Source organism: Phyllobacterium zundukense (assembly GCF_025452195.1).
Taxonomy (GTDB): Bacteria; Pseudomonadota; Alphaproteobacteria; order Rhizobiales; family Rhizobiaceae; genus Phyllobacterium; species Phyllobacterium zundukense_A.
In genome coordinates this window covers 2761746-2788446 of sequence record NZ_CP104973.1, presented here as the reverse complement: position 1 = coordinate 2788446, position 26701 = coordinate 2761746, and the positions used below count along the sequence as shown (strand labels likewise).

Sequence of the window (26701 nt, the reverse complement as noted above, 5' to 3'; positions counted from 1 at the left end):
GTGTGATAAACGAAAATAGGTAAAAAGGATTTGGCAATGTCACTCTCACCCGCTCAATCGCGAGCCGCACGAGGACTCTTGGATTGGTCTCAGAGTAAACTCGCCGAGGCATCAAACCTCAGTGAGCGCACTTTCCGCGACTTTGACAACGGCAGGCGTGTGCCTTCTATAATCTTGCAGCTATAATGAACGCGCTTCAGGCGGCAAGCATAGAGTTCATCAACGGAACGGGCGTCAAGCTGGTGAAAAAATGAACTGGGATGCAACCCTTTCAAATGTCCCAAGAGGGTGGACCAACAATCGCATCCATTTTTTCAAGTATATGAGTGAAAGTACTGCAAAGGCAGTACTTCGCAATCAAACTCTGCGCTGGTCAACGGCTGCGACGCTCAATGATCCTTTTGAGATGCAACTGAATGTTACAATCGAAGGGATCGACGTTGATAAAGTGAAAAAGCGCGCACTGGAAAAAATATGGGAGCTATACTCGAGCGACCAACAGGTGCCGATAGGAAATCAACTGGGAGTTGCACTTGAGTTCATGCGCATAAACTACCCGGGCATGTCAAAGCGAGAACTGCTCACCAGAATGTCCGGTGCAATTGATGAAAGCTTCGATGTAATACGTCGGAACACTCCCCGGAATCAAAGCGACGTTATGGAGGCGTTGTTACCGATTAAAATATTATCGCTTACGGTTGCGCCGGATATCAGCTTGATGTGGTCGCATTACTCCAATTCCCACAGGGGTGTGGTGATGCGCTTCAGGTCAATATCTGCATTCGACAGCCCATTCGGGATGGCGAAGCCAATCGTCTATACTGATGTTAGACCCTCATTTTTTACCGAGTCATATCTGATAAATAGCCTCGCCGGACTGGAATCGATCAATAATAGAGAGATGACCGACGCGATTATCTATACCAAGATGTCGGACTGGACTTACGAAAAAGAATGGAGAATCTCTTCGGGGCACGGACGTAACAAGGCTGCGCCGTTTGAGGATATTCGGTTTGGAATAAATGAGCTCGACGGTATTATCTACGGGATTCAAATGTCTGACGGCGACAAGGCTGAGATTCTGGATTTGAGCGCAGATTATCCCAATATTGAGCTCATGCAGGCTATCCCTATACAGGCCCGTGGGAAGGTGGGAATACAAAACATCTAAGCCGGTGGAATTCACAGCAAAAAAACCACGTCGACGCGTCGATCGCTAATACAACTTGCATTCATCCATGCTTACACGAAAACGCATCAACCTGCTCGACCGTGAACCCCAGTGCGGTGAATCCTTATGACGTGTGTATCAAACCTAGTGGCTTGACAAGCGCTAGGTTTTTTTACATTCCAGGCCTGCTATCCCAATGTTTTCCTCAATGCGCCTCTGCTTGGGGATTTGCGTTTGGCATTGTTTGGCTGGTACCCTGCTCCCGGTTGCTCAGAGCACAGGACGGTAATGCTGACGGCTGACACAAGGGAGCGATATGGCGGACAACGGCAAAAACCTTCAGAGTTATTTGAGGATGAAGCATCGAAGGCGCTTGCGAAATTCCCTCAGGCGGATCAGTCGGGCGATGAAGAAATTGTTGCCCAAACGAGGGCGAAATCGTCCTGATTAGTACCAATTGACTACCGGGACTTACGGAACTCGGTCCGTTGGTTTTCCGTTCGGGTCGATGGATGATCGACCGTTCAACGCCGTGAGGATCATGACAAGCCAGCCCGGCAGGATGCGCGTGGTCACCTCCGCATTGCGCGCTGCCGAGTGTCTCTTGAACGACTGGCCGATCGAGCAGGGAAAGAAACTTTCCGTCGCGAGGGAGGCCCTTCTGTCCTGTCTTGAACGTAAGCTCTCCCCCGGAGCCGCACGCGTCGCCTTCATCGAAGCAGCAAAAGAAGCTGGCAACTACGTCGATGAACCGACGCGGTTACCGCCAGCAGGAAAAGTCAAGAAGCTGCACAAGGCACGGCGGCGGCTTTCATAAAGAAAACGGGCAACTTTCCACCGCCACCAGCGTTGTATAATATTGCAATTTGGGAAGGAGTGACTGCCATGGGAGGATCATCACAACATTTTGTCCGGAGAATGCCGACTGCACCCGGTCATCTTATGGACGCGAGCAAGCAGCACATGCCCAAGACCAAGCATGAACCGGAGAGGTTATCCGACGTGCTGAAACGCTCGAAGGGTGCTTATTCCATCAAGAAGCACACCGCCTTCAGCAAGGTAAAGGTCGTAAAAATTCCGGAGTTGTACCCTGATCGAAAGGATACATCTCAGGGTCGATGATGGGGTGAACAGGCGAACTCATCAACAGGAGCCGGCTCCGGCTTGGCGAGCCTTGTTTTCGACCAAAGCATCGATCGCGCGCTGGACCTCCTGCAATCCCCATCCGGCAGCTAGCGCCTCTTGTGCGATGGCGTACATCTCTTTCGATGAAACCTTGTCGAGGAACTGGTCGCGCAGTGCCTCGCGCCATTCTGCTTCGCGCTGTTCATCGTCTTCGGCAGATCGCGGGGATGCAATACGCATGGCACTCACTCCTACGAAAAAAGCATGGTAGCGAATCACCTCTGAAAACGCAAAGCCTGTCAAGTCCGGAGTGCTCGGGATATATCGCGCTTGCCGATCTTGACACCGGCAATCATTCAGCTAGAGCCCTTGCAATTCAAACGCGGGGGGCACAATGAGCGTTTATGACATCTGGCCGGCGTTTGCATGTACGGTGCTCCTTCTGCTTTTGGCCCGTCTTCCTGTCTTTGGCAGGGCTGGTTTTGCGTCGACTGGCTTCAGGGTCAGTTCAATCGATGGAGCTCGCGGATTTTTGGCCCTTGGCGTTGCGCTTCATCATTCGGTTATCTATTACCAGTTTATCCGGACCGGCCTTTGGGCTGCGCCGCCTTCGCAGTTCTACACCCTTATCGGGCAGGTCTGCGTATCTTTCTTCTTCATCATAACCGGCTATCTTTTCTGGGGAAAAATCATCCGGGCCAAGGGGTTGCTTGACTTTCCCAAATTGATGATGGGGCGTTTTTTCAGGCTTGGACCCGTATATTTTTTCACGATCGGGCTTGCTGTCTTCATTGCGTTTTACCGCGTGGGCGGCCAGTTGAACGTTGCGCCCGAAGCTTACTTTCTTCAGGTTGCAAATAATCTGGCACTTGGTTTTTTTCCGCTCGTCGACATGAATGGTGACACCGGCTCCTACACAATCGTTGCGGGCGTAACCTGGACGCTCCGGTACGAATGGTACTTTTACTTCGCCCTGCCCGTCCTCGCGCTCTTTGCCAGGAGCAACGGCAAACATCTGCCCTTTGCGATCTTCCTCGCTGTTTTCTGTACTGTCTTCGCATTGATGGGCGCGGGTCCGGACTGGACCTTATTTACCTTGTTCGCACTGGGCATGGTCTGTGCATCTCTCGAATTTGAAGACGTCCTGTTGAAACTTCCTCCAGCCGCCCTTTCCTCCATCGGCATCGCCGTTCTCGTAATGATATTCTGGACCTGTTCCACCGCCTATCAGCCAGGCGTCGCCGTCCTCGCAGGTGTCGTGTTCTATATGCTTGTAAGCGGTGCTACCCTCTTCGGTTTGCTGACTGCAAAACCGTCAGTCCGGCTGGGCGATATCAGTTACGGTATCTACCTCCTGCAGGGACCCGCTCTCTACCTTGTTTTTGCCATCGGTCCGGTGCGACGGTTCACCCAGATATCCGACGCGGGACACTGGGTTGTTGTGTTTGGGACTTTGGCACTATTGGTCGTTAGCGCACTCGCTGTGCATATCTTTATCGAACGGCCTGGCGTGCAGCTTGGCAAAGCCATAGATTTGCGGGTAAACGCCACAGGATAACCTCGCCCGCTCGAAACCGACCGCATTCACCAATGAACACGCTGGAACCTTTTTGTCGTGCATTTGTTGAACAAATCACAGCGACTGAGCACCAGTCGGGAGGACTCATGATGTCAATAAGATCACTTATGATCGCCGCCGTAGTCGGCCTGTCGGGCCTGTCGGCCGCCGGCTGCGTCGAAACCACCGGTCCCTACTATGGCGGGTACAGCGGATATGGCGGCTATTACGGCACCACCATTTATGATGACGGATTCTATAACGGACCTCGCTACTACAACAGGCCTCGCTACAATTACCGCCGTTATGATGGAAACCGGTATGACTACCGCGGTCGCAATGACTGGCGTGACAATTCAGGTAGCCGTGATGACTGGCGCCGCAGGCAACAAGCTCGTGCAGACCGTCCCGATACGCCGCGTCCTGCAAGGCCGTCGCGAAATGACAGTCGCCCCCCAAGCCAGCCCGATATTTACATTCCTCCAGTCAGCAGACCAGGCGGATACGGTAATCAGCAACGCTAGTTGAGATGATAGCTGGGCGCCGCGAAAATCCACGGCGCCCGAACCGTCACACGTGCTTTGGCGGTTCCTGCACCTCGTCGGGGTTAGGCACCGGCATTTCGTCGGGCAAACGGTCGGGTGGCGGTTCTTCCACCGGAATCTCGCCTGGCAGCGGATTGGGTTCGGGGGGCAATTCTTCGGGCCGCGGTACGGGGCCCGGATCAACCGGCCGGTTCGTGTCTGGTCCTGGCTTCGGAATTGGTGCTGGATCGCCCATATCGTACCTCCTTCCTTTCAAAGGTAATCCCCCGCGTCCGCTAATGTTCCGCCGCTTCTTGCGCGCGCATGGGCTTTATGCTCGAATCGCAGCCATCCCGTAGCCAAGAATTGATAGACCGCCATGTCATTCAGACCACCGCAAAGCATCGCCGCCAGGTTCGACCGCGACAGCCCGCCAAACGCCCTTGATATGGAAATCATGGCGGAAATGGCCGCCGCGCTTGGCCGTGCCGGAGAAAAGGTCGAACAGACATTGGAAAAGCTTCACGCCGCACCGGAACCGGAGCGCCTGCCCGAGCTCAAGGCGGCGGCACGTGCAGTCCACGCCTATTTCATCCAGCGCGAATTATGCGGCCTGCGAAATCACGACGATGCGATCCGCCACTACGGCATTCCGCGTGCGGTGCTGGTGCGGTTGGGTGCTGTCTGACAGGCCTGAAGAGCTCTTCAGGCGATAAAGATTACTTTTCGGATTTCTCTTCTTCAAACATCACTGCCACATCCGAATTGGCCGACAGCCGAACCTTGTTGCCTTCCACTTCCGCGACCAGCGACGTTGAAATATAATGATGATGGCCCCTGTGCGAGCCCTCCCCGCTATCCTTTTTCGTCAGTTTGATGCGCGCGCCATCCACACGGTCCACCGTGCCGACATGGACACCATCCGCTCCGATGACTTCCATATTTTCCTTGATGCCTGTTACAGCCATGACTTACCTCCAAAAGTTGCAACACAGGAACGTTCGAAATGAACTTTGGATGCATTGCTGCGTTGAAGGGTTACGCGGCAGTTGCGAAACCTCTACTTTGTTCGCAGAAATTCCATTTCGATCATATCAATAGGTCCTGACCCTAAATGACCCACGAAATTTTGACGCCTGGAGAGATGGGTGAAGCGGACAGGCGGACGATCGCGGCCGGTCCTTGCGATGGCTACGGCCTGATGCTGAATGCCGGTTCTGCCGTTGCCCGCCACCTTCTCGCCAAACATGGCGGCACATCGCAATTTCATGTCCTGTGCGGACCCGGAAACAATGGCGGTGATGGCTATGTCGTTGCAAGGCTGCTCGCCGAGAGCGGTGCGACGGTAGATGTCTGGTCATCCGGCACACCGAAGCCGCAGACCGATGCGGCACGAGCGCTTCAGGACTGTCCGCTCCAGCCGCGTCCCATCGGGGAGTTCCGGCCAAACTCGGGCAGCCTCATTGTCGATGCGCTGTTCGGTGCAGGATTGAACAAAGAGGTGACAGGCGAAGCGGCCGCCGCGATCGGGCGCGCCAACGAAGCCCCGGTTAAGCGCGTCGCCGTCGATGTGCCTTCGGGGCTTGATGGCTTGACTGGCCAGCCGCTCGGTCCGGTGTTCAACGCGACAAGCACAATCACGTTTTTCCGCAAGAAACCCGGCCACTTGCTGTATCCGGGGCGGCGTCTGTGCGGCGAGTTGACCGTCGCAGATATCGGCATAGCCGAGGACATTCTGCACGATATCCAACCACGCTGTTTTGAAAACACGCGCGACCTTTGGCGAGGCCTGCTGCCGGCGCCGGGAGCCAATACCCACAAGTACAAGCGCGGTCACGTTGCAGTGTTTTCCGGCGGTGCGACCGCAACAGGCGCCGCGCGGCTATCGGCATTGGCGGCGGCTAGAAGCGGTGCGGGCGCCGTGACACTTCTGTCGCCGGCGGAAGCGCTAGGCGTCAATGCCGCCCACCTGACCTCGATCATGCTCAGCCGCTGCGACCACCCGGAAGATTTGCGATCTTTTATCGAAACACGCAAGGCCACAAGCTTCGTTCTCGGACCGGGTTTCGGTATTGGTGAAAAAGCCCGCGACTTTGCCCTCGCCCTGCTGCGGAACCAGGCTGCGAAACTGGTCTTCGATGCCGACGCGATCACATCGTTTCGGGACCATCCGGACATCCTCTTCAACGCCTCGCGCAGCGCACCGGAAATCCGCCTGGTGCTGACACCGCACGATGGCGAGTTCAAACGTCTCTTTCCCGATATTGGCGAGAAAGACATGCCTTCAAAGGTCGAACGGGCCCGCGCGGCTGCTGCCCGTTCCCATGCGATCATCATCTATAAGGGCGCCGACACTGTTATCGCATCGCCTGATGGTCGCGCCGCGATCAATACCAATGGTACGCCGCTTTTGGCCACCGCAGGTTCGGGCGACGTTCTCGCGGGTCTTGCCGCCGGTTTGATGGCACAGGGCATGCCTGCATTCGAGGCCGCCTGTGCGGCGGTCTTCATTCACGGCGCGGCGGCACGCAGCCTGCGTTTCGGCCTGATTGCCGAGGATCTTCCTGCAGCAGCAGCTTTTGTTCTTTCGGATTTGTTGGGGAGTTTGGTTCAGGAGTGATGGTTCCAGTTCTGACACGGCGAAAATGGTGGTTTTCGAGCACCGGAGCGCAGAAAAACACCATTTTCGCCGCGTCAGAGCGTGAATCTTGGGATTGAGGAGATTTGATTATGAGAACGTTGTTTCGAACGATTGCCCCGATGTTACTGGCTGCATTGGCAGGATGCGCCGCAATTTCATACGCCAAGGATAATTATGCGGGAATTTCGCCCCAGCAATACAAAGCAGCCAATGGCGACAGATACACAATCTATGACAACATCGCGCAAAGCCGGCTAATGATCGGACCGGCAGGCAGCGCTTCGGCAACGCAAGGGTTTGTTAAAGGACTTGGTCTCGGTTCCACACCTCCCGTCGTCTACCGCGATGCTGCCGAGCAATATTTGCGGTCTACCGAGCGCAACTGCACCGCGCAGGATGTCACCCTTATCCTCGATCCGCGCTACGAGGTGCGCTATCGCTGCGACCGCACGCGCGGACCTTCCGATGTGCTGCTTGGCCCTGCTTAGACCTTCATTTATTCAAGAAGTTGTTGATCTCACCCCCACCCGCAGTTTCGCCGCGACCTCCCCCATCTAGGGGGAGGTAGGGGTGCCCAGCCGGCCGCTTTCCACCCTCCCCTTGATGGGGAGGGTCGGACCAAAGGTCCGGGGTGGGGTGAAGTACTGTTATCAATCAGAACCTGAAAGGCTTTAGGTTGAATTTGTCTGGATCCATTAACCCCGTCTTTACCTTGATCATTCACCTTGTTCTCAAGCGCGATTTGTACGGCGTACGCGCTTTCAGATTTCCTGCCATGCGTCATCAATTCGTCGCAATGGCAAGCTAGTGTTTGATTATAGCGAATAGCTTATTTCCATTTTTGACCACGGATGTACTGGCACTGGTGTCGAGGTAAGCTTAGGAAGGTCGGGTAGCTCCCGGCCTTTTGCTTTTCTTCCCCCTATTCCTAGAATTGGCTGACTGCGGTGCTGCATGTCGCCGGCATTCCAGCATCGCCAAACATCGAGCGACTGCGACAGCTTCGAGCAATGTATTTGCCCGCGGGGGGAACGGTTCTCGCTGGCCGAATCAACCGGAACGTTGCTGCGTCATTGCAGGCAAACCCCTCCGGTTTTCAAGTCACCTGTGTCATTTATACTCGAGCGTAACCACGACGTTATCCGTATAGGTTCCCGGCGATGGCGTCTTCTGCGTCGGGACACGCGCGTAGACGGGAAAGGTCTTTTTATTGCCGTCGCTTGTCAGAGCACTCGGGACCTTACCCCCATCTTTATCGCCCCAGAGTACGCTTCGCTGTTTGTCCGAGAAAAGATTATAGCTGATCTTTTCACTGCCGTTCGCCATATTGCGTGTATTGCCCGCATCGCCCTGGCCACCCCATCCGAGTTTAAGCGAATAGCTCGTGTTCTTGTCGCAGTTTACTGTAACTGCGCCCTCTTGATCACGGGGCTTGTCCAGATCCTGCCATGACCCAAAGTCGATATGCTGACTGACATCCAATGCACAAAACGGCTTCACCTGTACACGGACCTGAAAACTTGCCGTTGCTGTCTTGCCGCTCGTGAAGCTGCAATCAGTGCCTGCCCCTTCGTCGTAACGGAACGAAGCCTGAATCATATCCGTATATACCCCTTCTTCGAGGCCGGTTTGATCGGGTATCCATCCATGTATATCGAAGTCTGAATTGCTTGGCACCCACTGGAATAATTTTATAAGGGAAAAGCCCAACGTCATGTTGTTGGCAACAGACGTGCCTACCTTGTAGGGATTTACGTGATTTGCCTGCCCATAAAGCTGATATCGGATCTTTTTATTGTTGGGTCCCACCATATAACGCCAGTTCGTATCTGTGCCGCCGGTTCCCGCGCCAAGTGACATGCATACGCGGACGGGCTGCTGAAACAACCCCAGAACGCTGACAATCACGAACGATTCTGCAATTCGCATCGATCTGCATCTTTTGGTTGAAACTGCGCCCCAGCAGTGGATCCAAGTTACCGAAATCGAGCCCGCCTGATCTGCTGAACGTGCACCTAGTTTCCGCCGACGCGGTTCCCGATGCCAAGAACAGGACGAACAGACACATCAGCGGCAGCAAAAATCGTTTCATTGACACACCACATTTCTGATTGCGACCTGGGTTCCCGGCTGCGGGCTATAGGCGAAAGCCGCATGGCAGGTCTGACCATTGACGAATTCCACGGTCACGCTGTTGTTGCGCGAGAGCCCCTCGATAAAGGCCTCGCCATCATAGCCGACGACGAATGTCGCATCCGACCCATCGATCCGGCCAAGGAGACCAGCAGCGAGCGGCTTGCCTCCCGCATCGGTCAGCCCGACCAGCGCCGCGGCCGCGGCCTCCTTGACGTGGAAGTCCACGACCACACCGCCGTTGTTGGCCGGCACCACCACCGTGCGGGTATCGCGCACCACGGCATCGACTGGCAGGTTTTGCGGGTCGATATCGATCTGGTTCGGGTCCCAGGAATTGAGATCCGGTACGATCAGCCGCCCGCTGCTATTGGTATATCCGACCACATTGTTGCGCGATCTCACCTCGACATTGGCCGCACCGACATCCACGACGGCAAAGGCATCATCGATGCGGTTTGTGGCGAAGACACCGCCGCCGGCTACGGCAATGGCGCCGTCGACCGAGCCACTGGCGCGAATGGCATCGCCATATTGCTGGACCCAGCCATCGACGCGCGCATATTTGCTGCGATAATTGCCGCCGGCCGAGCGGTTGGCCGTCTTGCCTTCGCTCGTGCGCACGTTCCAGCCGTAGCTTCCTTCCTCGCGGGTCGCCGACTTTGAAACTTCGGCGAAACCGGCAATGTCCTTGCCGTTCTGGTCAACGCCAGTCGAGCCATAAATATCATTGTCAAAGGATACTGAGAGACCGGCATAGACGCCGAAACTGTTGCTGTCGTCGAGATCCTTGAAGGCAGAGGCGTAGAACGAAGCGTTCTTCCACAGCGAAGTGCTATAGGACGTGCTGGCCGTGCGGGTTTTGTCGCCGCCATCCGTTTCGATCTGGGTAAAGGACAGGTTGATGTTGGAGCGGCTGAACAGCGTCGGCAGGCTCAGGCTCACCTGATCCACCGTGCGCGGCATACGAGCCGAGAAAGTACGCGAACCTGGATAGTAATAATTATACTGTTCGCGAATGCGCTCGTTATCGGCACTCACCGAAGCGATGTCGTGATAATTGCCGTAGCTGCGCTGCATGCGGCCATAGAGCGAAAAATCATCATAGCGCAATTCGAGCGAGCCATTGAGCAGCGTGCCGGTTTGCCCGTCGTGCTGGCTGCCGGCGGCGGCAAGCGATGTCGCGCCCCAGCGGCCGAGCGGAAAAGTCGCGCCGATACCGCCATTCAAAAGTTCAGCGCCGCCTTCCGCGTGTCCCTCCAGCGTCAACCAGTTGGTCAGGCCATAGCGCATGGTCGCCGTGCCGAAGATATCGCTGGCATAGTCATTGGATTCGCTGCCGTAGTTACGGCGCGGAAAACCGACCTCCGCCGAGAAATCGATCAATCCCTTGGCGAGCTGTTCGCTCGCCGTGTAGAAGGGCAAGGTGGTCCTTGTCTCGCGGCCGAGCGTGTCGCGGATGACGACCTGCGCCTCGCCGGAACCGGTAATGACTGGAAGGTTGGCAAGTTCGAACGGACCCGCCGGAATGTCGGACGTATAGGTCTTTACATTTTGCGAGTAGACTTCAAGCGTCGAAGGCACGGCCGCCGAGCCCGAGACGACCGGCATGGGCAGCGTCACCAAATCGGAGCGCAAGGCAAAGTTACGTTCTACCTGCATGCCGCCGAGATAGACCGAGCGGGTCCACGGCAGGCTGCGGGTAACGAAATCGCCGGCATTATAGGTGATCATCCGTTCCGGGTCAGAATAGTTCCATGTCGTGTTGAGGCGCTTGAAGCCTTGGAGTTCGCCGTCGGAAAGACTGGCCGTAAACGATTGATTGACCGTGCCAAGCGGGCTGAAAAACCGGGCGTCGAAGCCGCCGGAGATGCCCTGAAACGGCTTGATATCCGCATCGGTCAGATCGTTCGAGCTTGAATAGAGCGTATAATTGAGTACCGCGCCCGTGCTCGACGTGGGCTTCGGGCGCTCGCGTTCGCTGCGTTCGGCATCGAGATCGATCTTGCGCGGCACACGCGCCGCATCGGTCGCGGTCACATAGATGCTCTGCGTTTCCGGCACGACGTGATATTCGACGCCGGGCAGATCATTGAGGTGGATTGACCCGTCCCGCCTGATCGCTGCCTTGAGCGGCTTGATGCCGACCTCTTCCAGTTCATCCGGCTTCGCCGTGAGGCTGCCATCCGGCAATTGTTCGAACGTGCCGACAAAATCCGTGTTCGCGTCATTGATGAAAACGGCAAGCTGCAGCCCTTGCGCGCCGCGGACTTCGGTTGCTGCGGTGACAAGTGGATCGGAGGGCGGATCGGCGGGCAGCTCTTGCGCCTGCCCTGCCCCGATAAGACCGACAGAAAGGCACAGGGCTAACGAGCCGCGGCTAATTGCTGACATCGACATTGGCTTCTACCGGCCCTTTGTCCGTGTCGAGCTTCAGGATGGCGGGACCGGCAGCCAGGCCTTTTGCACTGCCAAGCTCGAACTGTGCCGAGCCGCCGGCGGTTACATAGCCCGCAACGTCTTTCTTGATGGCAATGATCCTGCTGTTCTGCAGGAGCTGAACATCCTTCACGCGCAGCTTTGTCGCGCCGGTGTTGGTTCCCGACAAGAGATAGCCGCCATTGCCCCGCCGGATATTCCAGGTCACCTGGCCCGCCGGCGTCTCGGCCGCCCTGAAGAACACAGGCAAGGAAAACCGCACCGTGAAATTGACGTTGCCATTCTTCATCTGCGAGGGATCCGGCAACTCATCGATCAGGACGCGGTAGCTTTCCTCGATGGCGACCGGCTTCTTGCTCACACGCACGACGCGCAAGATATATTGATTGTTGGCGCCAACCTGCGCCACAGGTGGGCTGGCGACCACGTCGGTTGTCGGATCGAGCCTTTCGATACCCATGACCTGGCTCCAGCGGAACACCCGCACCTGAACCTTCATAGGCTTGTCGCCGCCATTCCTGAGCGTGATGACGCCAGCAGTTTCCGGCAGCACCTTTTCCAGGCGGGTGGGTGAAACCTGCAGGGAGGACGCACCGGCCACACTGGTTTGCAACGCGCACAGGCCAAGAAGGCCCATGCCGTATAACAAGGATCGCATGGCGTCCTCCTGTGATGTGCGGGTGGTTATTTTGCGGTCAGGGTTATCTTGACTGTATCCAAATAGGTGCCAGCCGCCGGAATTGTCGCCGACGTGGCCACCCGGCCGAATATTGTCACTTTGGTGAGGTTGCCGGGCGCCGCTGCTTTAGCAAATGTCTGCGTATCCCAAACAGTGACGCGGCTGGCATCGGTGTAGAGATTATAGCCAATCTTATTGGTGCCACTGGTCAGTTTACGATCGGCGATCGCAGTTCCGCCCGCCCCCCTATCAAGACCAACCGTAAAACCGGTGTCGCCACTGCATGCGACATCGAAACTTGCTGATTCATCGATATTCTGACTCAGCGTCGTCCAGGTACCGAAATCCAGCGAAATATCGGTGTTGTTCGAGAAAACACTGCAGCCCTCTTCAATCGTGAGCTTTACATTGAGATTTCCAGTCTTGGATGCGGCAAATGCAGAGCCGGTCAATCCGAATGAGGCCGCAAGGACAGCGGCGCATGCGATGCGTATGGGGAAACGAGATGTCATGTAAAAAATTTCCTTCATTAATTGATCACATAAAAATGACCCCTACTAATTGGGAGGGGCGTTTGGTTAACATGATGTGGAGCTCGCTTCCGGTCAAGAAGCGTTCAGGTCGAAACGCAAAGTAAATCCAATTTTGACAAAAATAATATGCCGCCTGTTACCAAATAATCACATAACAACTTCTACGTGTTTTCGGATATTATACTTTAGTCTATTGCTCAAAATGAGTTTTCCAGTACCACGCTCGTGGCCGGTGCCGGATCGCCGCATGACGAAGATCAAAAATCCGGTGCAGCTTCACGATATCGCGTAGCCCATGTTCAATCGCCAATTGCAAACGCAAGTTGTCTCATTCCAGTTGTGCGAAAACACTGCCCAACAAAAATCAACTTGAACATTTGTGACATTCCCGTGAATAATGGCGAAGGGGTGCGGGATAGTTAGACAGATGCTGAATCAGACGATACCGGGGATGCGGTGACCCAGACAAGATTTCTGACACCGGACAATGTCAGTACAGTGCTGAAAGGCCTGCCGCTCAAGGCGCAGGCGGCGCTGCGCGCTGCGGCGCACCTGCCGCGCGGCACCTTGACCATCACCACGCCCGACCGAAACGTCTTCAAGGTGGGCGGGCGCCAGCACGGCCCGGATGCCTCGGTTGTGCTTCACAACTGGAACTTGCCGCGCAGAGCCTTTGCCGGCGGCACCATCGGCGTTGCCGAATCCTATATGGACGGCGATTGGGACAGCCCCGATGTGACCACTTTTCTCGAGCTCTTCGTCGTCAACGAAGAAGTGGGTGAAGACCTCGCCGGCGGCTCCAACTGGTTTATCAACGCCGTACAGCGCCTCCGCCATTGGCTCAATGACAATACGAGGGGCCGGTCACGCAAGAATATCTCGGCGCATTACGATCTCGGCAATGCCTTCTACCGCGAATGGCTCGACCCGACGATGACCTATTCCTCGGCGCTCTTCGATGAAGGCGTCAATGATCTCGAAGCCGCCCAGACCGCGAAATACCGGGCGCTCGCCAACAATATCGGCATCACTGCCGGGTCGCGGGTGCTGGAGATTGGCTGTGGCTGGGGCGGCTTTGCCGAATATGCAGCGCGTGAGATCGGCGCGCATGTCACCGGGCTGACCATCAGCCGCGAGCAATTCGACTATGCCACGCAGCGCATCGAAAGGGCCGGGCTTTCAGGCATGGCCGAGATCAAATTTCAGGATTATCGCGACGAGACCGGCAAGTATGACCATATCGCCTCGATCGAGATGTTCGAAGCGGTTGGCGAAAAATACTGGCCGGTGTTCTTCGGCAAGGTCAAGGATTGCCTTAATCCGGGCGGCAGCGCCGGCATGCAGATCATCACCATTAATGACAAGAGCTTCGATCGCTATCGCAGACGGCCCGATTTCATCCAACGCTATGTCTTTCCGGGTGGGATGCTGCCGACGCCGGAGAGGCTGAAAAGCCTGGGCAAGGATTTCGGCCTTGACCTCTACCGCGAAAATATCTTCCCGCAGGATTACGCCCGCACACTGGCCGAATGGCGCCAGCGCTTCTGGGGCTCGTGGGACCAGCTGCGCAATCTCGGCTTCGATGGCCGCTTCAAAAAACTCTGGGAGTTCTACCTGTTTTATTGTGAGGCGGGGTTTCGCTCCGAATATATCGACGTGCGGCAGGTGTTTTACAAATCATGACCAACTCGCTCGATGAATCATTTGAGCGGATCTGGGCGATCGCCGAATCGCTGCACCTGCCCGAGCTTGTGCGCAGCACGACCCATGGCACACCCTCGTTGAAGGTGAAGACCTCATTCATCGGACGTTTGAAAGATTGGGAGACCTTTGCAATCCATTGCCCGCTGGAGGAGAAACCGCTGCTGATGGAGAGCGTTCCGAATATTTATTTCGAGACCGATCACTACAAAGGCTGGCCCTACATCCTCATGCATCTGGAGGCTGTTTCCGACGCGGAACTTGGACATCGCATAAAGCTTGCCTGGCATGCCAAGGCACCGGCGAAGGTTAAAAAAGCACTCAGAGCGGGGTGACGACTGCGGGGAGTTGCTCTAGGTCGTGGTGACAATTTAAGGTTTCGGCTCAGGACATTATATCCCCCACCCCACTGCTGCGCAGTGACCCTCCCCACATTGGCGGAGGGTGAAGAGGTGACCAGGTTTGGCACCCCACCTCCCCCTGGATGGGGGAGGTCGCAGCAAAGCTGCGGGTGGGGGTGAAAGCTTAAATTGTCACACGTTCTAAGAGAGAACGATTTTGAACGACCGGAGCCAAATCCAGGACACGTCCTACGCAGAAAAGTCCCGAACTCATGCAAGAAGGTACGATTCCTATGCAAGAAACTGCGATTCTGATGCAGAATTTTCAACGCTGGGATGTAATTTGGTTGTGACGACGCGAGTTAGCGCTAGCCGGCGGTTTCTATAAGCGCCGTTTCAACGCCCAGACCGGTGCGATCCGCCACTTCCCGCAAAGCAAAGGATGAGTTTATCTTGGTAACATGCGGCATGGCGGACAACCAGAATTTATGTATCCGCTCGTAATCCTCAAGGTCTTTTGCAGCAATGCGCAACAAATAGTCATATTCGCCTGACATCAAATAACACACCAATACATTGGGGCAGAGTTTTACTGCGGTCTCGAATTCGCGCAGCTGTTTGTCCGCCTGTCCGGACAGGGAAATGTTGACGATGACGATAACCGGGTGACCCAGCATCTTGTTGGAAAGCCGTGCATGATAGCCGCGGATGACACCCGATTTCTCCAATATATCCAGCCGCCGCGAACACGCCGACTGCGACAGACCGACCTTCTCGGCAAGCGTCGCATTCGACATGCGGCCATCTTTCTGCAAGCTGTCGAGAATCGCGATATCAATCCTGTCCAATGACATTGTTAGAATTTTCCCCTTATATCCAGACGTTTTACGCAAGGATATTCGAAAAATCGCGTGGCGTCGAGCCGTCTTGGCAAGGACATGCAGCGCGATTTGTGCTGTTATATTTGCCTCAAAGGGAACATCTGAATTTCAATAGGAGACGTTATGCGCGTTGGCTGCCCAAAGGAAATCAAAAACCATGAATATCGCGTCGGCCTCACTCCGGGTGCCGTACGCGAATACATTGCCCACGGCCATGAGGTCATCATCCAGTCCGGAGCTGGTTTAGGGATAGGCGCCGACGATGGAGCCTATCAGGCGGCAGGCGCAAAAGTCGTCAAGACCGCCGAAGAAGTCTTCCAGCAGGCGGACATGATCGTCAAAGTGAAAGAGCCGCAGCCTTCCGAATGGGCGCAGCTTCGCGAAGGTCAGCTGCTTTATACATATCTCCATCTCGCTCCGGATCCGGAACAAACCAGAGGTTTGCTGGCATCCGGCGTCACCGCGATTGCCTATGAAACTGTCACCGACGACCGTGGCGGCTTGCCGTTGCTTGCGCCGATGTCCGAAGTTGCCGGGCGCCTGGCCATACAGGCCGGCGCGACGGCGCTTCAAAAGGCCAATGGCGGCCGGGGCGTTCTGCTTGGCGGCGTCCCCGGTGTGCTGCCGGGTAAGGTCACCATCATCGGTGGCGGCGTTGTTGGCATCAATGCTGCGATGATGGCGACTGGCCTTGGCGCCGACGTTACTATTCTTGATCGCTCCATTCCGCGCCTGCGCCAGCTGGACGACCTCTTCCGCGGGCGTATTCATACGCGCTACTCGACCATCGAAGCCCTTGATGATGAAGTGTTTTCTGCCGACATCGTCGTCGGCGCGGTTTTGATTCCGGGTGCGGCCGCTCCAAAGCTTGTGACGCGCGAGATGCTCTCCGGCATGAAGAAGGGTGCGGTTATCGTTGACGTTGCGATCGATCAGGGCGGCTGCTTTGAGACTTCGCATGCGACCACCCATTCCGAGCCGACTTATGAAGTCGACGGTATCATCCATTACTGCGTCGCCAACATGCCGGGCGCCGTTCCGGTAACGTCCGCTCATGCTTTGAACAATGCGACTTTGCAATACGGCCTCCAATTGGCTGATCGCGGCGTCAAAGCTCTCGTTGACAATCCGCATTTGCGCAACGGCCTTAATGTCCACAAGGGACGCATCACCAACCAGGCTGTTGCCGAGGCACTCGGCCTTGAGATGGTCGAAGCGAAATCGGCAATAGCGGCCTGATCATAAAATGAGAAAACATGAACCTAGAGCGTTTCAGGTTTTGTCTGAAACTCTCCCCTCTCCGTCATCCTCGGGCTTGACCCGAGGACCCATATTTCTCGAAGAAAAAAGAACGCAGCGTTGTTATTTGAGCATCCCCAATGGGTCCTCGGGTCAAGCCCGAGGATGACGGCGGGGTGGAGGGGATGATCCGGGCTTTCTTCATGCGAGCTCAATGCGACACTGGAAGCAGTTGTTTCTTGCCGACCTCATATGGACATAGGCGATATCGTCCCGTTTAAGCAATTCCTCAGCCCGGTTTGCGATGCCATCCGTCTTGATCACACCTCCGGTGCCGTAAACGATACGGTCCTGGCAGGAATAGCCGCGAAGTATGTAATCGCTGTTCTCGTTGAACATTTCCGGTAGTTCTGCCGTTTCCCCGTGACGCTCACAGGCCTCGGCGTGCAGGAAGATCGGCCCTGTTTCAGCATAGGGTTGCGGTGCCGGGAATGGCCGGTGTGACAGCACTAGATATTTTTCGCCCGCCTTTACGTTCTGCAGACAATGCCGGCAAGGAACACCATCCCCGTCGGAAGTAAAGATTTCGGGTGTCTGACCATTCGCATCCGCCCCGCCCGCTTGATAGTAGCGGGCAAGTGTTGTCGTCATGGCTATAAATCGGATCGGCTTCATGGATGTCTCCTTTTGTTGATGTAAGGAGACACCTTTATTATCGGCCAAACCACCCGATTCTTGCAGAACGCTATTTCGTGACGTTGATGTGAACAGTGATGTAACTGTAAACATCACTGCCAGGAGCTTTGCTCGAAATGACCACCTTGTCCGTGCCGACAAAGCCGGATCTGGAAGTGTAAAACGCGCCAACTGCGGCTACTTTGTGTGTATTACACTTTTGTTGCGGATGGCCCTGCCTGAAAGATGGAGAAACAGACCCTCGCCAAAGATCAATCGTGCCATTTGCCGGCGCGGTTACAACTTTGAAGTCCGGAGTTCTGCCACCAGAACAATCAGGGTTGACCATATAGTTGCTTAAAAGACCGGTTTTGTGGCCCGACTTCGCCGGGATTGTATATACTGCAGATCCCGTCGTCGTAAACTTGAGGTCATCTGTTTGACAAGCAGAGACCAGCAAGCCTGCCACTATCAAAGACAAGCCACACACAAAATTATTCAAATTCATTCTTAGCCCCCAAAGAATCACCCAATAACTTGTCTATACGGGGGCATTCTGAAATCGCCTATAGGCCAAAAGGTGAATTTGACGACTATTTATCCTAGTCCCAGGCTTCTATTTCTGCTTCTGCAAAACTGACAGGTTTAAAACCCATTCTTTGATACATTTGCAATGCGCGCGGACTATCGAGCGTATTTGTTTCGATGATCACCTTTTGCGGACTGCTCATCCATGCGGTCAGGATGGCTTCGTTCAGGAAGAACCTGGCAAGCCCCCTGCCCTGGAACTCCGGTACCAGACCGAAATAAAGGATTTCGGTGACCGCCTGCTCCTCATCGATGACAAGTTCAAAAAAGCCCGCTGGTGAACCATCGGCGTAAAGAACATGTATATCGACATTGTTACGATGGATTATTGCCGCCAGCTCTTCATCATTGAGACGACGATGGACAGACCAATGATGCGGCTTGCCAACCTGTTCATAGAGAAAGCGATAGAAAGGTAATGAAATCTTCGTCGCGCGCATGAGCGCCAGTTTAAAACTGACAGGTGTCGGTACGGATTGCGTCGGCCGCTCCGTCATCTCCAGATGCGTAACGCGTGTCTTCAATATTCGCGGCTTCGTCATGGCTTATGCTTCGCCGGTAGCGACGGGAGTGTTTTTGTCTCCACCCCATTCGGTCCAGGATCCGTCATAGAGAACATTGTCCTTGTGACCTACGGATTCGAGTGCAAGCGTGATAACCGCCGCGGTAATACCCGACCCGCAACTCGTCACGACCGGCCGCGACAGGTCCACGCCGGCATCATCGAAAACCTTTCTCAAACCACTGATATCCTTGAGATAACCATTGTCAGCGAGACTAGATGCCGGAACGCTTCGTGCGCCGGGCATGTGGCCGGATCGCAATCCGGCGCGTGGCTCTGGATCGACACCCTTGAAGCGGCCGGCCGAGCGCGCATCCGCGATCTGGCGGGATTGGGTTTCGACGATCTCGCGCATATCCGTGAAACGTGCCACCTTGCCTGCGTCAAAATTCGGGACAAAGGCCGATGGGGCGATCTTGGTCACCGCGTCGGTGACCGGCCGGCCCGCCTTTTTCCAATTGTCGAATCCACCGTCCAGTATGGAGACGTTTTTTGCACCAAACGTGCGCAGCATCCACCAGACGCGCGGCGATGTACTCATTCCAGGTCCATCATAAACGACGATAGTATCGTCGTTTATGATTCCCATGCTGCTGATGGCTGCTGCGAAGGCTTCCGGATTGAGGAGGGTGTGCGGCAGTGACGAATCCGGATCCGACATCTCCTCGTGGTCGAAGAAAATCGCACCCGGAATGTGGGCTGCGTCATACTCAGCTTTGGCATCCCGGTTTTGAGCGGGAAGATACCAGGATGCATCGAGAATACTGAGACCGGGCTGGCCAAGTCGTTCTTGCAGCCAATCGGCTGAAACCACAAAAGGGCTCTTGTCTGCCACGTTCATACTCCCTCCGGCAAAGGACCAAAGCGGATGCGGAACCGCCTGTTTTCCTTGCCTTTCTTTTCGATTTTTCCAATGTGGATCGCGCCAACTTCACCGGTCGTCGCGACATGCGTGCCGCCGCACGGCTGCGAATCCACGGAGGCATTTTCGCCAATGCAAACCAGCCTGATACGCCCCGTCCCTGTTGGCGGCCTTACGTTCTTGGACTTGATCAGGCCGGGATCTGCAGCGAGTTCATCGTCGGTGATCCAGCGGGTGAAGATCCGGTGATTGGCGTTCACCAGGTCCATCATCTTCTGGGTAATGCTTTCCTTGGTCACACCCGCGTCCGGCAGATCGAAGTCAACGCGGCTATCGTCTTCGCTGACCGCCGCGCCTGTGATCGGAAACGGGCAAACGACGCTGAGTAGATGGCAGGCCGTATGCATTCGCATCAGCTTGTAGCGCCTGTCCCAATCGAGGCGCAGGGTCAGCTTTTCACCGATGGCCGGAACGGGTTGGTCGGGCGCCGGTACGTGGATGATTTCTTCCTTGGTCTCACCCGTAACCGTTGCGGCGATGGCGATCGTTGAACCATCAGCACGAACAAAAACACCAGTGTCGCCGAGTTGGCCGCCCGAAGTGGCGTAGAACACGGTCTGGTCGGTCAGGATGCCGCTCCGCTCGTTTATCGCCAATACTGTCGCATCGATTGCGTTAAGATAAGAATCGTCGCGAAAAAGGATAGCCGTATCGTATGCCATCAGGATGCATTCTCGAAGGGAACGGATATATTTACCTTTGCTTCCATCCATGCCGGAACGGGCAAGTCCTTGGAACGCAAGAACTCCGGATTGAACATTTTGGACTGATAGCGATTGCCGTAGTCGCACAGCACCGTCACGATAATCTTGTCCGGCCCCATATCCCGCGCCATGCGGATCGCACCGGCAATATTGATCCCCGACGACCCCCCCAAACATAGCCCTTCTTCCTCGACGAGATCGAAGACAATCTCGAGCGCTTCAGCATCCGGGATCTGATAGGAAAAGTCTGGCGTAAATCCTTCAAGATTGGCCGTGACACGGCCCTGCCCAATGCCTTCGGTGATCGAGTTCCCTTCGGATTTGAACTCGCCGGTGGTGTAATAGGAAAACAGTGCCGCACCCAGTGGATCCGCGAGTCCGATCTTGATGTTCGCGTCTCTTGCCTTAAGTCCCTGCGCTACCCCGGCCAGCGTGCCGCCAGAGCCCACCGCGCAGATAAATCCATCCACCTTGCCATTCGTATCGCGCCATATCTCTTGTGCCGTCGTTTCCACATGCGCCTGACGATTGGCGACATTATCGAACTGGTTCGCCCAGACGGCGCCATTCGGCTCCGTTTTTGCCATCTGCTCCGCAAGACGGCCGGAAACTTTTACATAGTTGTTTGGGTTTCTGTAGGGAACGGCGGGCACTTCGACCAACTCGGCACCCAGAAGACGGAGAGCATCTTTCTTTTCCTGGCTCTGGGTTTCGGGAATAACGATGACAGTGCGGTAGCCAAGCGTCTTGGCAACCATGGTAAGCCCGATACCCGTGTTACCCGCAGTACCCTCGACGATCACACCACCTCGCCTTAGAAATCCGCGTTCCTCGGCATCGCGGATTATATAGAGCGCTGCGCGATCCTTGACGGACTGGCCCGGATTCAAGAATTCGGCCTTGCCGTAAATCTCGCAGCCAGTGAGGTCGGAAGCCTTCTTGAGACGAATGAGCGGCGTGTTTCCGATGGTGTCGATCACTGAATCATACATAGGCCAAGTCCTTCATTCTGCGTGGCTTGAACCTATTTGCCTCGATCAAACCGTTCAAGCATAGAATTTTTCAAACCAGACGATATGCGGATATTTATTTCAAAGACACATATGAAAAGACCGCCGACACGATGTGCCGGCGGCCCGATAATACGTCAACAGAAGCTGTTAAGCAGCCCTTGCGCCAAAGCCTTTTTTGTTCCGGCGGAATGGACGCTTCTGTGCCGGACCACCCGCATCATTGCTCCATACCTTTTCACCGCGTGGTTCACGCGGCTTGCCAGCAGACTGGCCGTGGTGCGGCTTCTTGCCAGGCGCACCGTTACCGCCTTCGCGACGTGGCGGTCGCTGATCGCTGTTGGCAGCACGAGCAGGCAGGGTCGAAAGGTCGATCGGCGAATCCGCCATTGGCAGACGCATGCGCGTAACGCGTTCGACAGCCTTGAACTTGGAAGCCTCTTCCGCCGGATCATAAAGCGTGATCGCCTTACCGGATGCGCCATTCCGGCCCGTACGGCCGATCCGGTGGACATAGCTCTCTGGCTCGTCCGGCAGATCGAAATTGATCACGTGGCTGATGCCGACGACATCGATGCCTCGCGCAGCGATATCCGTTGCGACCAGAATGCGCACGGAACCATCCTTGAAGCCGTTCAATGCGCGCTGGCGGGCATTTTGCGACTTGTTGCCGTGAATGGCCGCAACGTTATAGCCGTCTTTCTCCAGAACGCGTGTAACGGCGTCAGCGCCATGCTTGGTCCGGGTAAAGACGATAACCGACGACAAGTCCTCATCCTTGAGCATGGCAGATAGAACCTGCTTCTTCTGCTTCGTCGGGATCATGTGCACGACCTGCTTGATTTCGGCGGCTGTTGTACCCTGCGGCGCAACTTCGACACGAACGGGATTGCGCAACAGGCTCGCCGCCAGTGTGGCAACTTCCTGTGGCATCGTTGCCGAAAACAAAGCTGTCTGGCGATCACGATGCGTGCCCTTGGCAATGCGCTTTACATCGTTGATGAAGCCCATATCGAGCATGCGATCAGCTTCATCGAGCACGAGCCAGCGCGTCTCCGATAGGTCGACGCGGTTGTCACGCACAAGGTCGGTCAAACGACCCGGTGTTGCGATCAAGACATCAACGCCGCCCTGCATCTTGTTGATCTGGGCAATGCGCGAGACGCCACCAAGAACGAGTGCAGTCGAAATATGCGCGCCTTTTGCCAATGTACGGAACGTTTCTTCGATCTGTACGGCAAGTTCGCGCGTTGGAGCAAGGATGAGCGCACGGGCAGTCTTGCCCTTGCGTTTGTCACCGATCGTGAGGATTTTCTGCAGGATCGGCAGGGCGAAAGCCGCTGTCTTGCCGGAGCCTGTTTGGGCGATACCAAGGATGTCCTGACCGGCGAGCTGTGCCGGGATGGCCTGTGCCTGGATGGGCTTTGGAGTAGCCATTCCGGCTGCCTCGACTGCTTTGAGCAGGATGGCATTCAGACCCATGGCGGCAAAGCCGTTTGTTTCAATAGTTTCCAATTCAATCTTCTTTCATTGGCCGGCGCGGAATCCGCGGGCCACACAACGCATCACAGGGCGCAACCTGCGTGCAATAATTTTGGGATAAACGACGAGACGCGAGGAACCCTGTGCCAATGGCTTGGGTTCATGCGACTTGCGCAGCCGTGCCCACCGCGTCATGCGGATGGGTCTCAGACGCCACGAAGTCCTCAATCGGAAGACCGGATTGCCCGGTCCAAGCGCCTGACCGGCATATGGGCCTTCTTGTGCCAAAAAGCAAACGATTTTATTGTGCGGCGCAAAAGGACCAGCTATCTGGCGAAGCGTTTGGCGCCCGCCACGCATAATATCACTGCAATGGTGACGGCAATCATCGGCCAGCTGATGGATTCATGCAGCAGTGTAGCGGCGAGAACCAGACCAAAGAAGGGCTGCAGCAACTGCAACTGACCGACAGCCGCAATTCCACCCTGAGCCAGCCCGCGATACCAGAAGATGAAACCTATCAACATCGAGAACAGCGAGACATAGAAAAGGCCTATCCAGGCGGGCTGATTGATGCTGTTCAAATCCGACGGAAAAACATAGAGGGTCAGGGGTAGCATGACTGGCAACGAAAGGACCAGCGCCCAGCAGATCACCTGCCAGCCCCCCAATTTTCGCGACAACTGGGCACCTTCCGCGTAGCCGAGACCGCAAACGACAATGGCCGCGAACATCAAAAGATCGCCGGTTAGCGATGCCGCGAAATTCTGCGTCAATGCAAATCCAGCAACAAGCAGGCTGCCCGCACAGGAAAACAGCCAGAACATGGGACGCATGCGTTCGCCGCCGCGCAATACACCAAAAATGGCGGTTGCAAGCGGCAGAAGCCCGATGAACACAATGGAATGAGCCGACGTGATATGGCGTAGCGCCAGTGCGGTCAGAAGCGGAAAGCCGACGACAACACCCATGGCAGTTACGAACAACGGGCCAAGATCAGTCCTCATCGGGCGCTTTTCCCGGAAAGCTAATAGCAAGGTAAGCGCCAGCGCAGCCGCAATCGTAGCACGAGCACCGGTCAGGAAGATGGGATCGAATCCGGCAACAGCCGCTCGCGTCGCCGGCAACGACCCACTGAAAATAAGTACGCCGATAAATCCGTTAATCCAGCCGCTTGTTATCTTGTTGTCCATATTTTCCCTGCCGTGCGATCACATCGTAGGCTGTATCAACCCCATGCAGTGGATTTTCCAGATACGGTACAGTACAATACGCGCAAACTGTCATGGGATGGCAAGCAGTACAGATGGACAAAACCGTTGAACTCAAGCTCGAAGGCGGTACGCTGGTCAATCGCGTGATGCACGAAGTCCGTCAACGTATAGCCGGGCGGGCACTCACGCCGGGAGCAAAACTCCCCTCGATACGCAGTTTTGCCGAGACGTTGTCGGTATCGAAATCGACAATCGTCGAGGCGTATGACCGGCTCGTGGCCGAAGGCGTCATCTTGTCCCGACGCAGCTCGGGCTTTTATGTCACCGGTCATCTGCCGCCTTTGGCACTGGCTGAAATCGGGCCGCGGCTGGACCATGCCATTGATCCACTTTGGGTGTCGCGCACATCGCTCGATGCAAATGACAGCATGGCAAAGCCCGGTTGTGGTTGGCTGCCCTCCTCGTGGATGCCTGAAGCCGGAATTCGGCGCGCCTTGCGCGCCGTGGCAAGGGCGGACGAGTCCTCCCTCACCGACTATGCCTCGCCGTTAGGGTTGAAACCATTGCGCCAACTCCTTGCGCGCCGCATGACAGGACATGGCATCGAGGTGGTGCCCGACCAGATCATGTTGACGGAGTCGGGCACGCAGGCAATCGATCTTCTTTGCCGTTTCCTCATTGAGCCGGGTGACGCCGTCATCGTGGATGACCCGTGTTATTTCAATTTCCACGCCTTGCTCAAGGCGCATCGCGCCAAGGTGATCGGGGTGCCTTACACGCCAAACGGTCCCGACCTCGATCGATTTGCGGAAGCGCTTTCGGAACACCAGCCTCGCCTCTACATTACCAATTCCGCCTTGCATAACCCAACTGGCGCAGTGCTTTCGCCGGTCGTCGCCCATCGGCTGCTCAAGCTTGCGGAACAGCACGGCCTGACAATCATCGAAGATGATATTTTTGCCGATTTCGAACATGAACCAGCACCTCGCCTCGCTGCGTTCGATGGGTTCGACCGGGTCGTGCATATCGGCAGCTTCTCCAAATCGCTATCGGCATCTGTTCGCTGCGGTTTCGTGGCAGCGCGACACGACTGGATTGAGGGGCTGGTGGATTTGCGCATCGCTACATCCTTTGGCGGCGGACGCCTGGGTGCAGAACTCGTACTGTTCATGCTGAAGGATGGAAGCTATCGGAAGCACCTGGACGGCCTGCGCACGCAACTTGCAAAGAGCATGGGTGACGCAATAGCCAAGTTGAAGCCGCTCGGCCTGGTTCCCTGGATTGAATCGCGCGGCGGCATGTTTCTGTGGTGCAAGCTGCCGGTAGGTGTGGACGCCGCAAAAATCGCGCACCATGGACTGGCGGAAGGGATCATTTTCGCGCCAGGCAACGTGTTCAGCCAATCACAGGCCGCATCTTCCTACATGCGCTTCAATGTAGCGCAGTGCAACGACCCGCGTATTTTCACAGTGCTGGAAAGGCTGATTGCCGATCAGACTGCTTCTGCCAGTTTTTGAAGAGCCAGGACAGTTCGCCAGTTACGCGCGGTGAGCGGCACTTTCAGCACCTTGTCGAGCGCCAGCGCAAGTTTTGAAGTGCCGAAACCGTCGGGCGTATAGAGGTAGAGAGCGCGGTTCCTGACCGTAAAACTTTCGGTTTCACTCGCCTTACTGGCAAAATTTTCAAGCGCGGTGTCAGTCGGATCGTCGTCAAGAATGACGGCATGAAGTGACTTTGGATTTTCCTGCGCTTGGGGATAAGGGTTCTTCGCGATCATACAGTTCCATTCATCAATGTTACGAATGGAGACACGCGATTCGAAACTGAACGTTTTCAAAAAAATGCCCCCAATTGTCTCGGCAATCTGGCGCGCCGTCTTGTTGGACCTGAGAACGACGTTGCCGCTCTGTACATAGGTTTTCACACCCTCGAAGCCCGCCTCGACAAGCATGCCCCGCAGTGTTTCCATCTTAACTTTTTTGTTGCCGCCAACATTGATGCCGCGAAACAGCACAATATAGATAGTCACCTTGCATCCCCCGCCATTTGCTTAGCCAAATGGGCCAGCTTGATCACTGTATTCCAGTTTCTCGCTGTAGCTGCAACTTTCAATGTTTTTTCAATCTTAGGATGCAGCCTTGCATTGGAAACACCTTGCGGCGCGTAATAATACAGCACCCTTCCCCTTATCTCGAACTGCTCCGGCCCTGTCGCTTTTTGCTCCAGCGCCTTCACCGCCTCTGCATCAGGTGTCCGCTCCAGAACATAGGCATGAAGTTTGGCCGGTTCACTCACAGCCAGCGGGAATGGATTTTGGGTAATAAGATTGGCCCATTCCGCCCTGCTAACGATCATGATGTGCTTGGAGAAGCCAAAATGCTCCAGTGCGACCGTAGCCACACGCTTGACGATACGCTTTGGCCTATCATTTGAGGTGAGAACTACATTGCCGGTGTTGATATAGGTTACGACCGACTCAAAACCTTCCTCGGCCAATGCCACTTTCAATGGCTGCACGGGGAGCAACGTATTACCGCCGACACCGCGAAACAGGATTATCCAGCTGGTCATTTGCCTCC

The 26701-nt window shown here is 55.6% G+C and carries 29 protein-coding genes; 11 read left to right on the top strand and 18 right to left on the bottom strand.

Annotation, left to right across the window (positions count from 1 at the left end):
* The first annotated feature begins 250 nt into the window (after positions 1-250).
* Together N8E88_RS26050 and N8E88_RS26045 are read left to right on the top strand one after the other, a co-directional pair.
* Complete coding sequence (locus tag N8E88_RS26050; RefSeq protein ID WP_262293120.1) at positions 251-1171, top strand: DUF2971 domain-containing protein; 921 nt, start codon at positions 251-253, stop codon at positions 1169-1171.
* Between the two features lie 541 nt (positions 1172-1712).
* Positions 1713-1988: a DUF982 domain-containing protein gene (locus N8E88_RS26045; RefSeq protein ID WP_262293119.1), complete on the top strand. Its 276-nt coding sequence runs from the start codon at positions 1713-1715 to the stop codon at positions 1986-1988.
* Positions 1989-2314: 326 nt separating this feature from the next.
* On the opposite strand, the gene N8E88_RS26040 is transcribed toward N8E88_RS26045, so the two are convergent.
* Positions 2315-2536, bottom strand: a complete 222-nt coding sequence (locus N8E88_RS26040; protein WP_262293118.1) for a hypothetical protein — start codon at positions 2534-2536, stop codon at positions 2315-2317.
* Positions 2537-2690: 154 nt separating this feature from the next.
* On the opposite strand from N8E88_RS26040, the gene N8E88_RS26035 reads away from it, so the two are divergent.
* Positions 2691-3854 carry an acyltransferase family protein gene (locus N8E88_RS26035; protein WP_262293117.1) on the top strand — a complete coding sequence of 388 codons (1164 nt, stop codon included), beginning with the start codon at positions 2691-2693 and terminating at the stop codon, positions 3852-3854.
* A gap of 107 nt (positions 3855-3961) precedes the next feature.
* Positions 3962-4378 carry a hypothetical protein gene (locus N8E88_RS26030; RefSeq protein ID WP_262293116.1) on the top strand — a complete coding sequence of 139 codons (417 nt, stop codon included), beginning with the start codon at positions 3962-3964 and terminating at the stop codon, positions 4376-4378.
* A gap of 46 nt (positions 4379-4424) precedes the next feature.
* Here the strand turns inward: N8E88_RS26030 and N8E88_RS26025 are convergent, their stop codons facing one another.
* A complete protein-coding gene (locus tag N8E88_RS26025; protein ID WP_114428946.1) occupies positions 4425-4634 on the bottom strand; it encodes a hypothetical protein in 210 nt (69 codons plus the stop codon).
* A 123-nt stretch (positions 4635-4757) separates the two neighbouring features.
* On the opposite strand from N8E88_RS26025, the gene N8E88_RS26020 reads away from it, so the two are divergent.
* Positions 4758-5066, top strand: a complete 309-nt coding sequence (locus N8E88_RS26020) for a DUF6665 family protein (RefSeq protein ID WP_262293115.1) — start codon at positions 4758-4760, stop codon at positions 5064-5066.
* A gap of 31 nt (positions 5067-5097) precedes the next feature.
* Here the strand turns inward: N8E88_RS26020 and N8E88_RS26015 are convergent, their stop codons facing one another.
* Complete coding sequence (locus N8E88_RS26015; protein WP_262293114.1) at positions 5098-5346, bottom strand: DUF2171 domain-containing protein; 249 nt, start codon at positions 5344-5346, stop codon at positions 5098-5100.
* A 146-nt stretch (positions 5347-5492) separates the two neighbouring features.
* Between N8E88_RS26015 and N8E88_RS26010 the strand changes: the two genes are divergently transcribed.
* Together N8E88_RS26010 and N8E88_RS26005 are read left to right on the top strand one after the other, a co-directional pair.
* A complete protein-coding gene (locus N8E88_RS26010) occupies positions 5493-6998 on the top strand; it encodes an NAD(P)H-hydrate dehydratase (protein ID WP_262293113.1) in 1506 nt (501 codons plus the stop codon).
* A gap of 110 nt (positions 6999-7108) precedes the next feature.
* Positions 7109-7507: a hypothetical protein gene (locus tag N8E88_RS26005; protein WP_262293112.1), complete on the top strand. Its 399-nt coding sequence runs from the start codon at positions 7109-7111 to the stop codon at positions 7505-7507.
* A gap of 622 nt (positions 7508-8129) precedes the next feature.
* Here N8E88_RS26005 and N8E88_RS26000 read toward each other — a convergent pair.
* From N8E88_RS26000 to N8E88_RS25985, 4 genes are all read right to left on the bottom strand, one after another.
* Positions 8130-8948, bottom strand: a complete 819-nt coding sequence (locus N8E88_RS26000; protein WP_262293111.1) for a Csu type fimbrial protein — start codon at positions 8946-8948, stop codon at positions 8130-8132.
* 159 nt (positions 8949-9107) lie between these two features.
* Complete coding sequence (locus N8E88_RS25995) at positions 9108-11546, bottom strand: fimbria/pilus outer membrane usher protein (RefSeq protein WP_262293110.1); 2439 nt, start codon at positions 11544-11546, stop codon at positions 9108-9110.
* Entirely contained in the window at positions 11533-12249 is a 717-nt protein-coding gene (locus N8E88_RS25990; RefSeq protein WP_262293109.1) for a fimbrial biogenesis chaperone, read from the bottom strand. The genes N8E88_RS25995 and N8E88_RS25990 overlap by 14 nt, the downstream gene beginning before the upstream one ends.
* A 26-nt stretch (positions 12250-12275) precedes the next feature.
* The gene (locus N8E88_RS25985) at positions 12276-12800 is read right to left on the bottom strand and encodes a Csu type fimbrial protein (RefSeq protein WP_262293108.1); all 525 of its coding nucleotides are present in this window, start codon (positions 12798-12800) and stop codon (positions 12276-12278) included.
* Between the two features lie 459 nt (positions 12801-13259).
* On the opposite strand from N8E88_RS25985, the gene N8E88_RS25980 reads away from it, so the two are divergent.
* Positions 13260-14486, top strand: coding sequence for an SAM-dependent methyltransferase (locus tag N8E88_RS25980; RefSeq protein WP_262293107.1), 1227 nt, complete (start codon positions 13260-13262; stop codon positions 14484-14486).
* A complete protein-coding gene (locus tag N8E88_RS25975; protein ID WP_262293106.1) occupies positions 14483-14839 on the top strand; it encodes a hypothetical protein in 357 nt (118 codons plus the stop codon). Before N8E88_RS25980 ends, N8E88_RS25975 begins: the two co-directional genes overlap by 4 nt.
* Positions 14840-15213: 374 nt before the next feature.
* Here the strand turns inward: N8E88_RS25975 and N8E88_RS25970 are convergent, their stop codons facing one another.
* Positions 15214-15699 carry an Lrp/AsnC family transcriptional regulator gene (locus tag N8E88_RS25970; protein ID WP_262293105.1) on the bottom strand — a complete coding sequence of 162 codons (486 nt, stop codon included), beginning with the start codon at positions 15697-15699 and terminating at the stop codon, positions 15214-15216.
* 150 nt (positions 15700-15849) lie between these two features.
* On the opposite strand from N8E88_RS25970, the gene ald reads away from it, so the two are divergent.
* Entirely contained in the window at positions 15850-16965 is a 1116-nt protein-coding gene (ald, locus tag N8E88_RS25965) for an alanine dehydrogenase (protein ID WP_262293104.1), read from the top strand.
* Between the two features lie 201 nt (positions 16966-17166).
* Here the strand turns inward: ald and N8E88_RS25960 are convergent, their stop codons facing one another.
* From N8E88_RS25960 to N8E88_RS25925, 8 genes are all read right to left on the bottom strand, one after another.
* Positions 17167-17640 (bottom strand): DUF1203 domain-containing protein, encoded by a 474-nt coding sequence (locus N8E88_RS25960; RefSeq protein ID WP_262293103.1) that lies wholly within the window; start codon positions 17638-17640, stop codon positions 17167-17169.
* A 70-nt stretch (positions 17641-17710) separates the two neighbouring features.
* Positions 17711-18148, bottom strand: coding sequence for a hypothetical protein (locus N8E88_RS25955; protein ID WP_262293102.1), 438 nt, complete (start codon positions 18146-18148; stop codon positions 17711-17713).
* Between the two features lie 94 nt (positions 18149-18242).
* Complete coding sequence (locus tag N8E88_RS25950; protein WP_262293101.1) at positions 18243-18770, bottom strand: GNAT family N-acetyltransferase; 528 nt, start codon at positions 18768-18770, stop codon at positions 18243-18245.
* A 3-nt stretch (positions 18771-18773) separates the two neighbouring features.
* Positions 18774-19625 (bottom strand): 3-mercaptopyruvate sulfurtransferase, encoded by an 852-nt coding sequence (sseA, locus tag N8E88_RS25945; RefSeq protein WP_262293100.1) that lies wholly within the window; start codon positions 19623-19625, stop codon positions 18774-18776.
* Between the two features lie 2 nt (positions 19626-19627).
* A complete protein-coding gene (locus N8E88_RS25940; RefSeq protein ID WP_262293099.1) occupies positions 19628-20374 on the bottom strand; it encodes an alanyl-tRNA editing protein in 747 nt (248 codons plus the stop codon).
* On the bottom strand, positions 20374-21408 hold the full coding sequence (locus tag N8E88_RS25935) for a cysteine synthase A (RefSeq protein WP_262293098.1): 1035 nt from the start codon (positions 21406-21408) through the stop codon (positions 20374-20376). Before N8E88_RS25935 ends, N8E88_RS25940 begins: the two co-directional genes overlap by 1 nt.
* A gap of 168 nt (positions 21409-21576) precedes the next feature.
* Positions 21577-22908, bottom strand: a complete 1332-nt coding sequence (locus N8E88_RS25930; RefSeq protein ID WP_262295630.1) for a DEAD/DEAH box helicase — start codon at positions 22906-22908, stop codon at positions 21577-21579.
* Between the two features lie 326 nt (positions 22909-23234).
* The gene (locus tag N8E88_RS25925; RefSeq protein WP_262293097.1) at positions 23235-24101 is read right to left on the bottom strand and encodes a DMT family transporter; all 867 of its coding nucleotides are present in this window, start codon (positions 24099-24101) and stop codon (positions 23235-23237) included.
* 113 nt (positions 24102-24214) lie between these two features.
* Here N8E88_RS25925 and N8E88_RS25920 point away from each other — a divergent pair, with 113 nt between their 5' ends.
* On the top strand, positions 24215-25639 hold the full coding sequence (locus N8E88_RS25920; RefSeq protein ID WP_262293096.1) for an aminotransferase-like domain-containing protein: 1425 nt from the start codon (positions 24215-24217) through the stop codon (positions 25637-25639).
* Here the strand turns inward: N8E88_RS25920 and N8E88_RS25915 are convergent.
* Positions 25615-26151: a DUF1697 domain-containing protein gene (locus tag N8E88_RS25915; RefSeq protein WP_262293095.1), complete on the bottom strand. Its 537-nt coding sequence runs from the start codon at positions 26149-26151 to the stop codon at positions 25615-25617. The two genes, N8E88_RS25920 and N8E88_RS25915, sit on opposite strands and share 25 nt — an antisense overlap.
* Positions 26148-26693, bottom strand: coding sequence for a DUF1697 domain-containing protein (locus N8E88_RS25910; protein WP_262293094.1), 546 nt, complete (start codon positions 26691-26693; stop codon positions 26148-26150). The genes N8E88_RS25915 and N8E88_RS25910 overlap by 4 nt, the downstream gene beginning before the upstream one ends.
* Between the last annotated feature and the right edge of the window lie 8 nt (positions 26694-26701).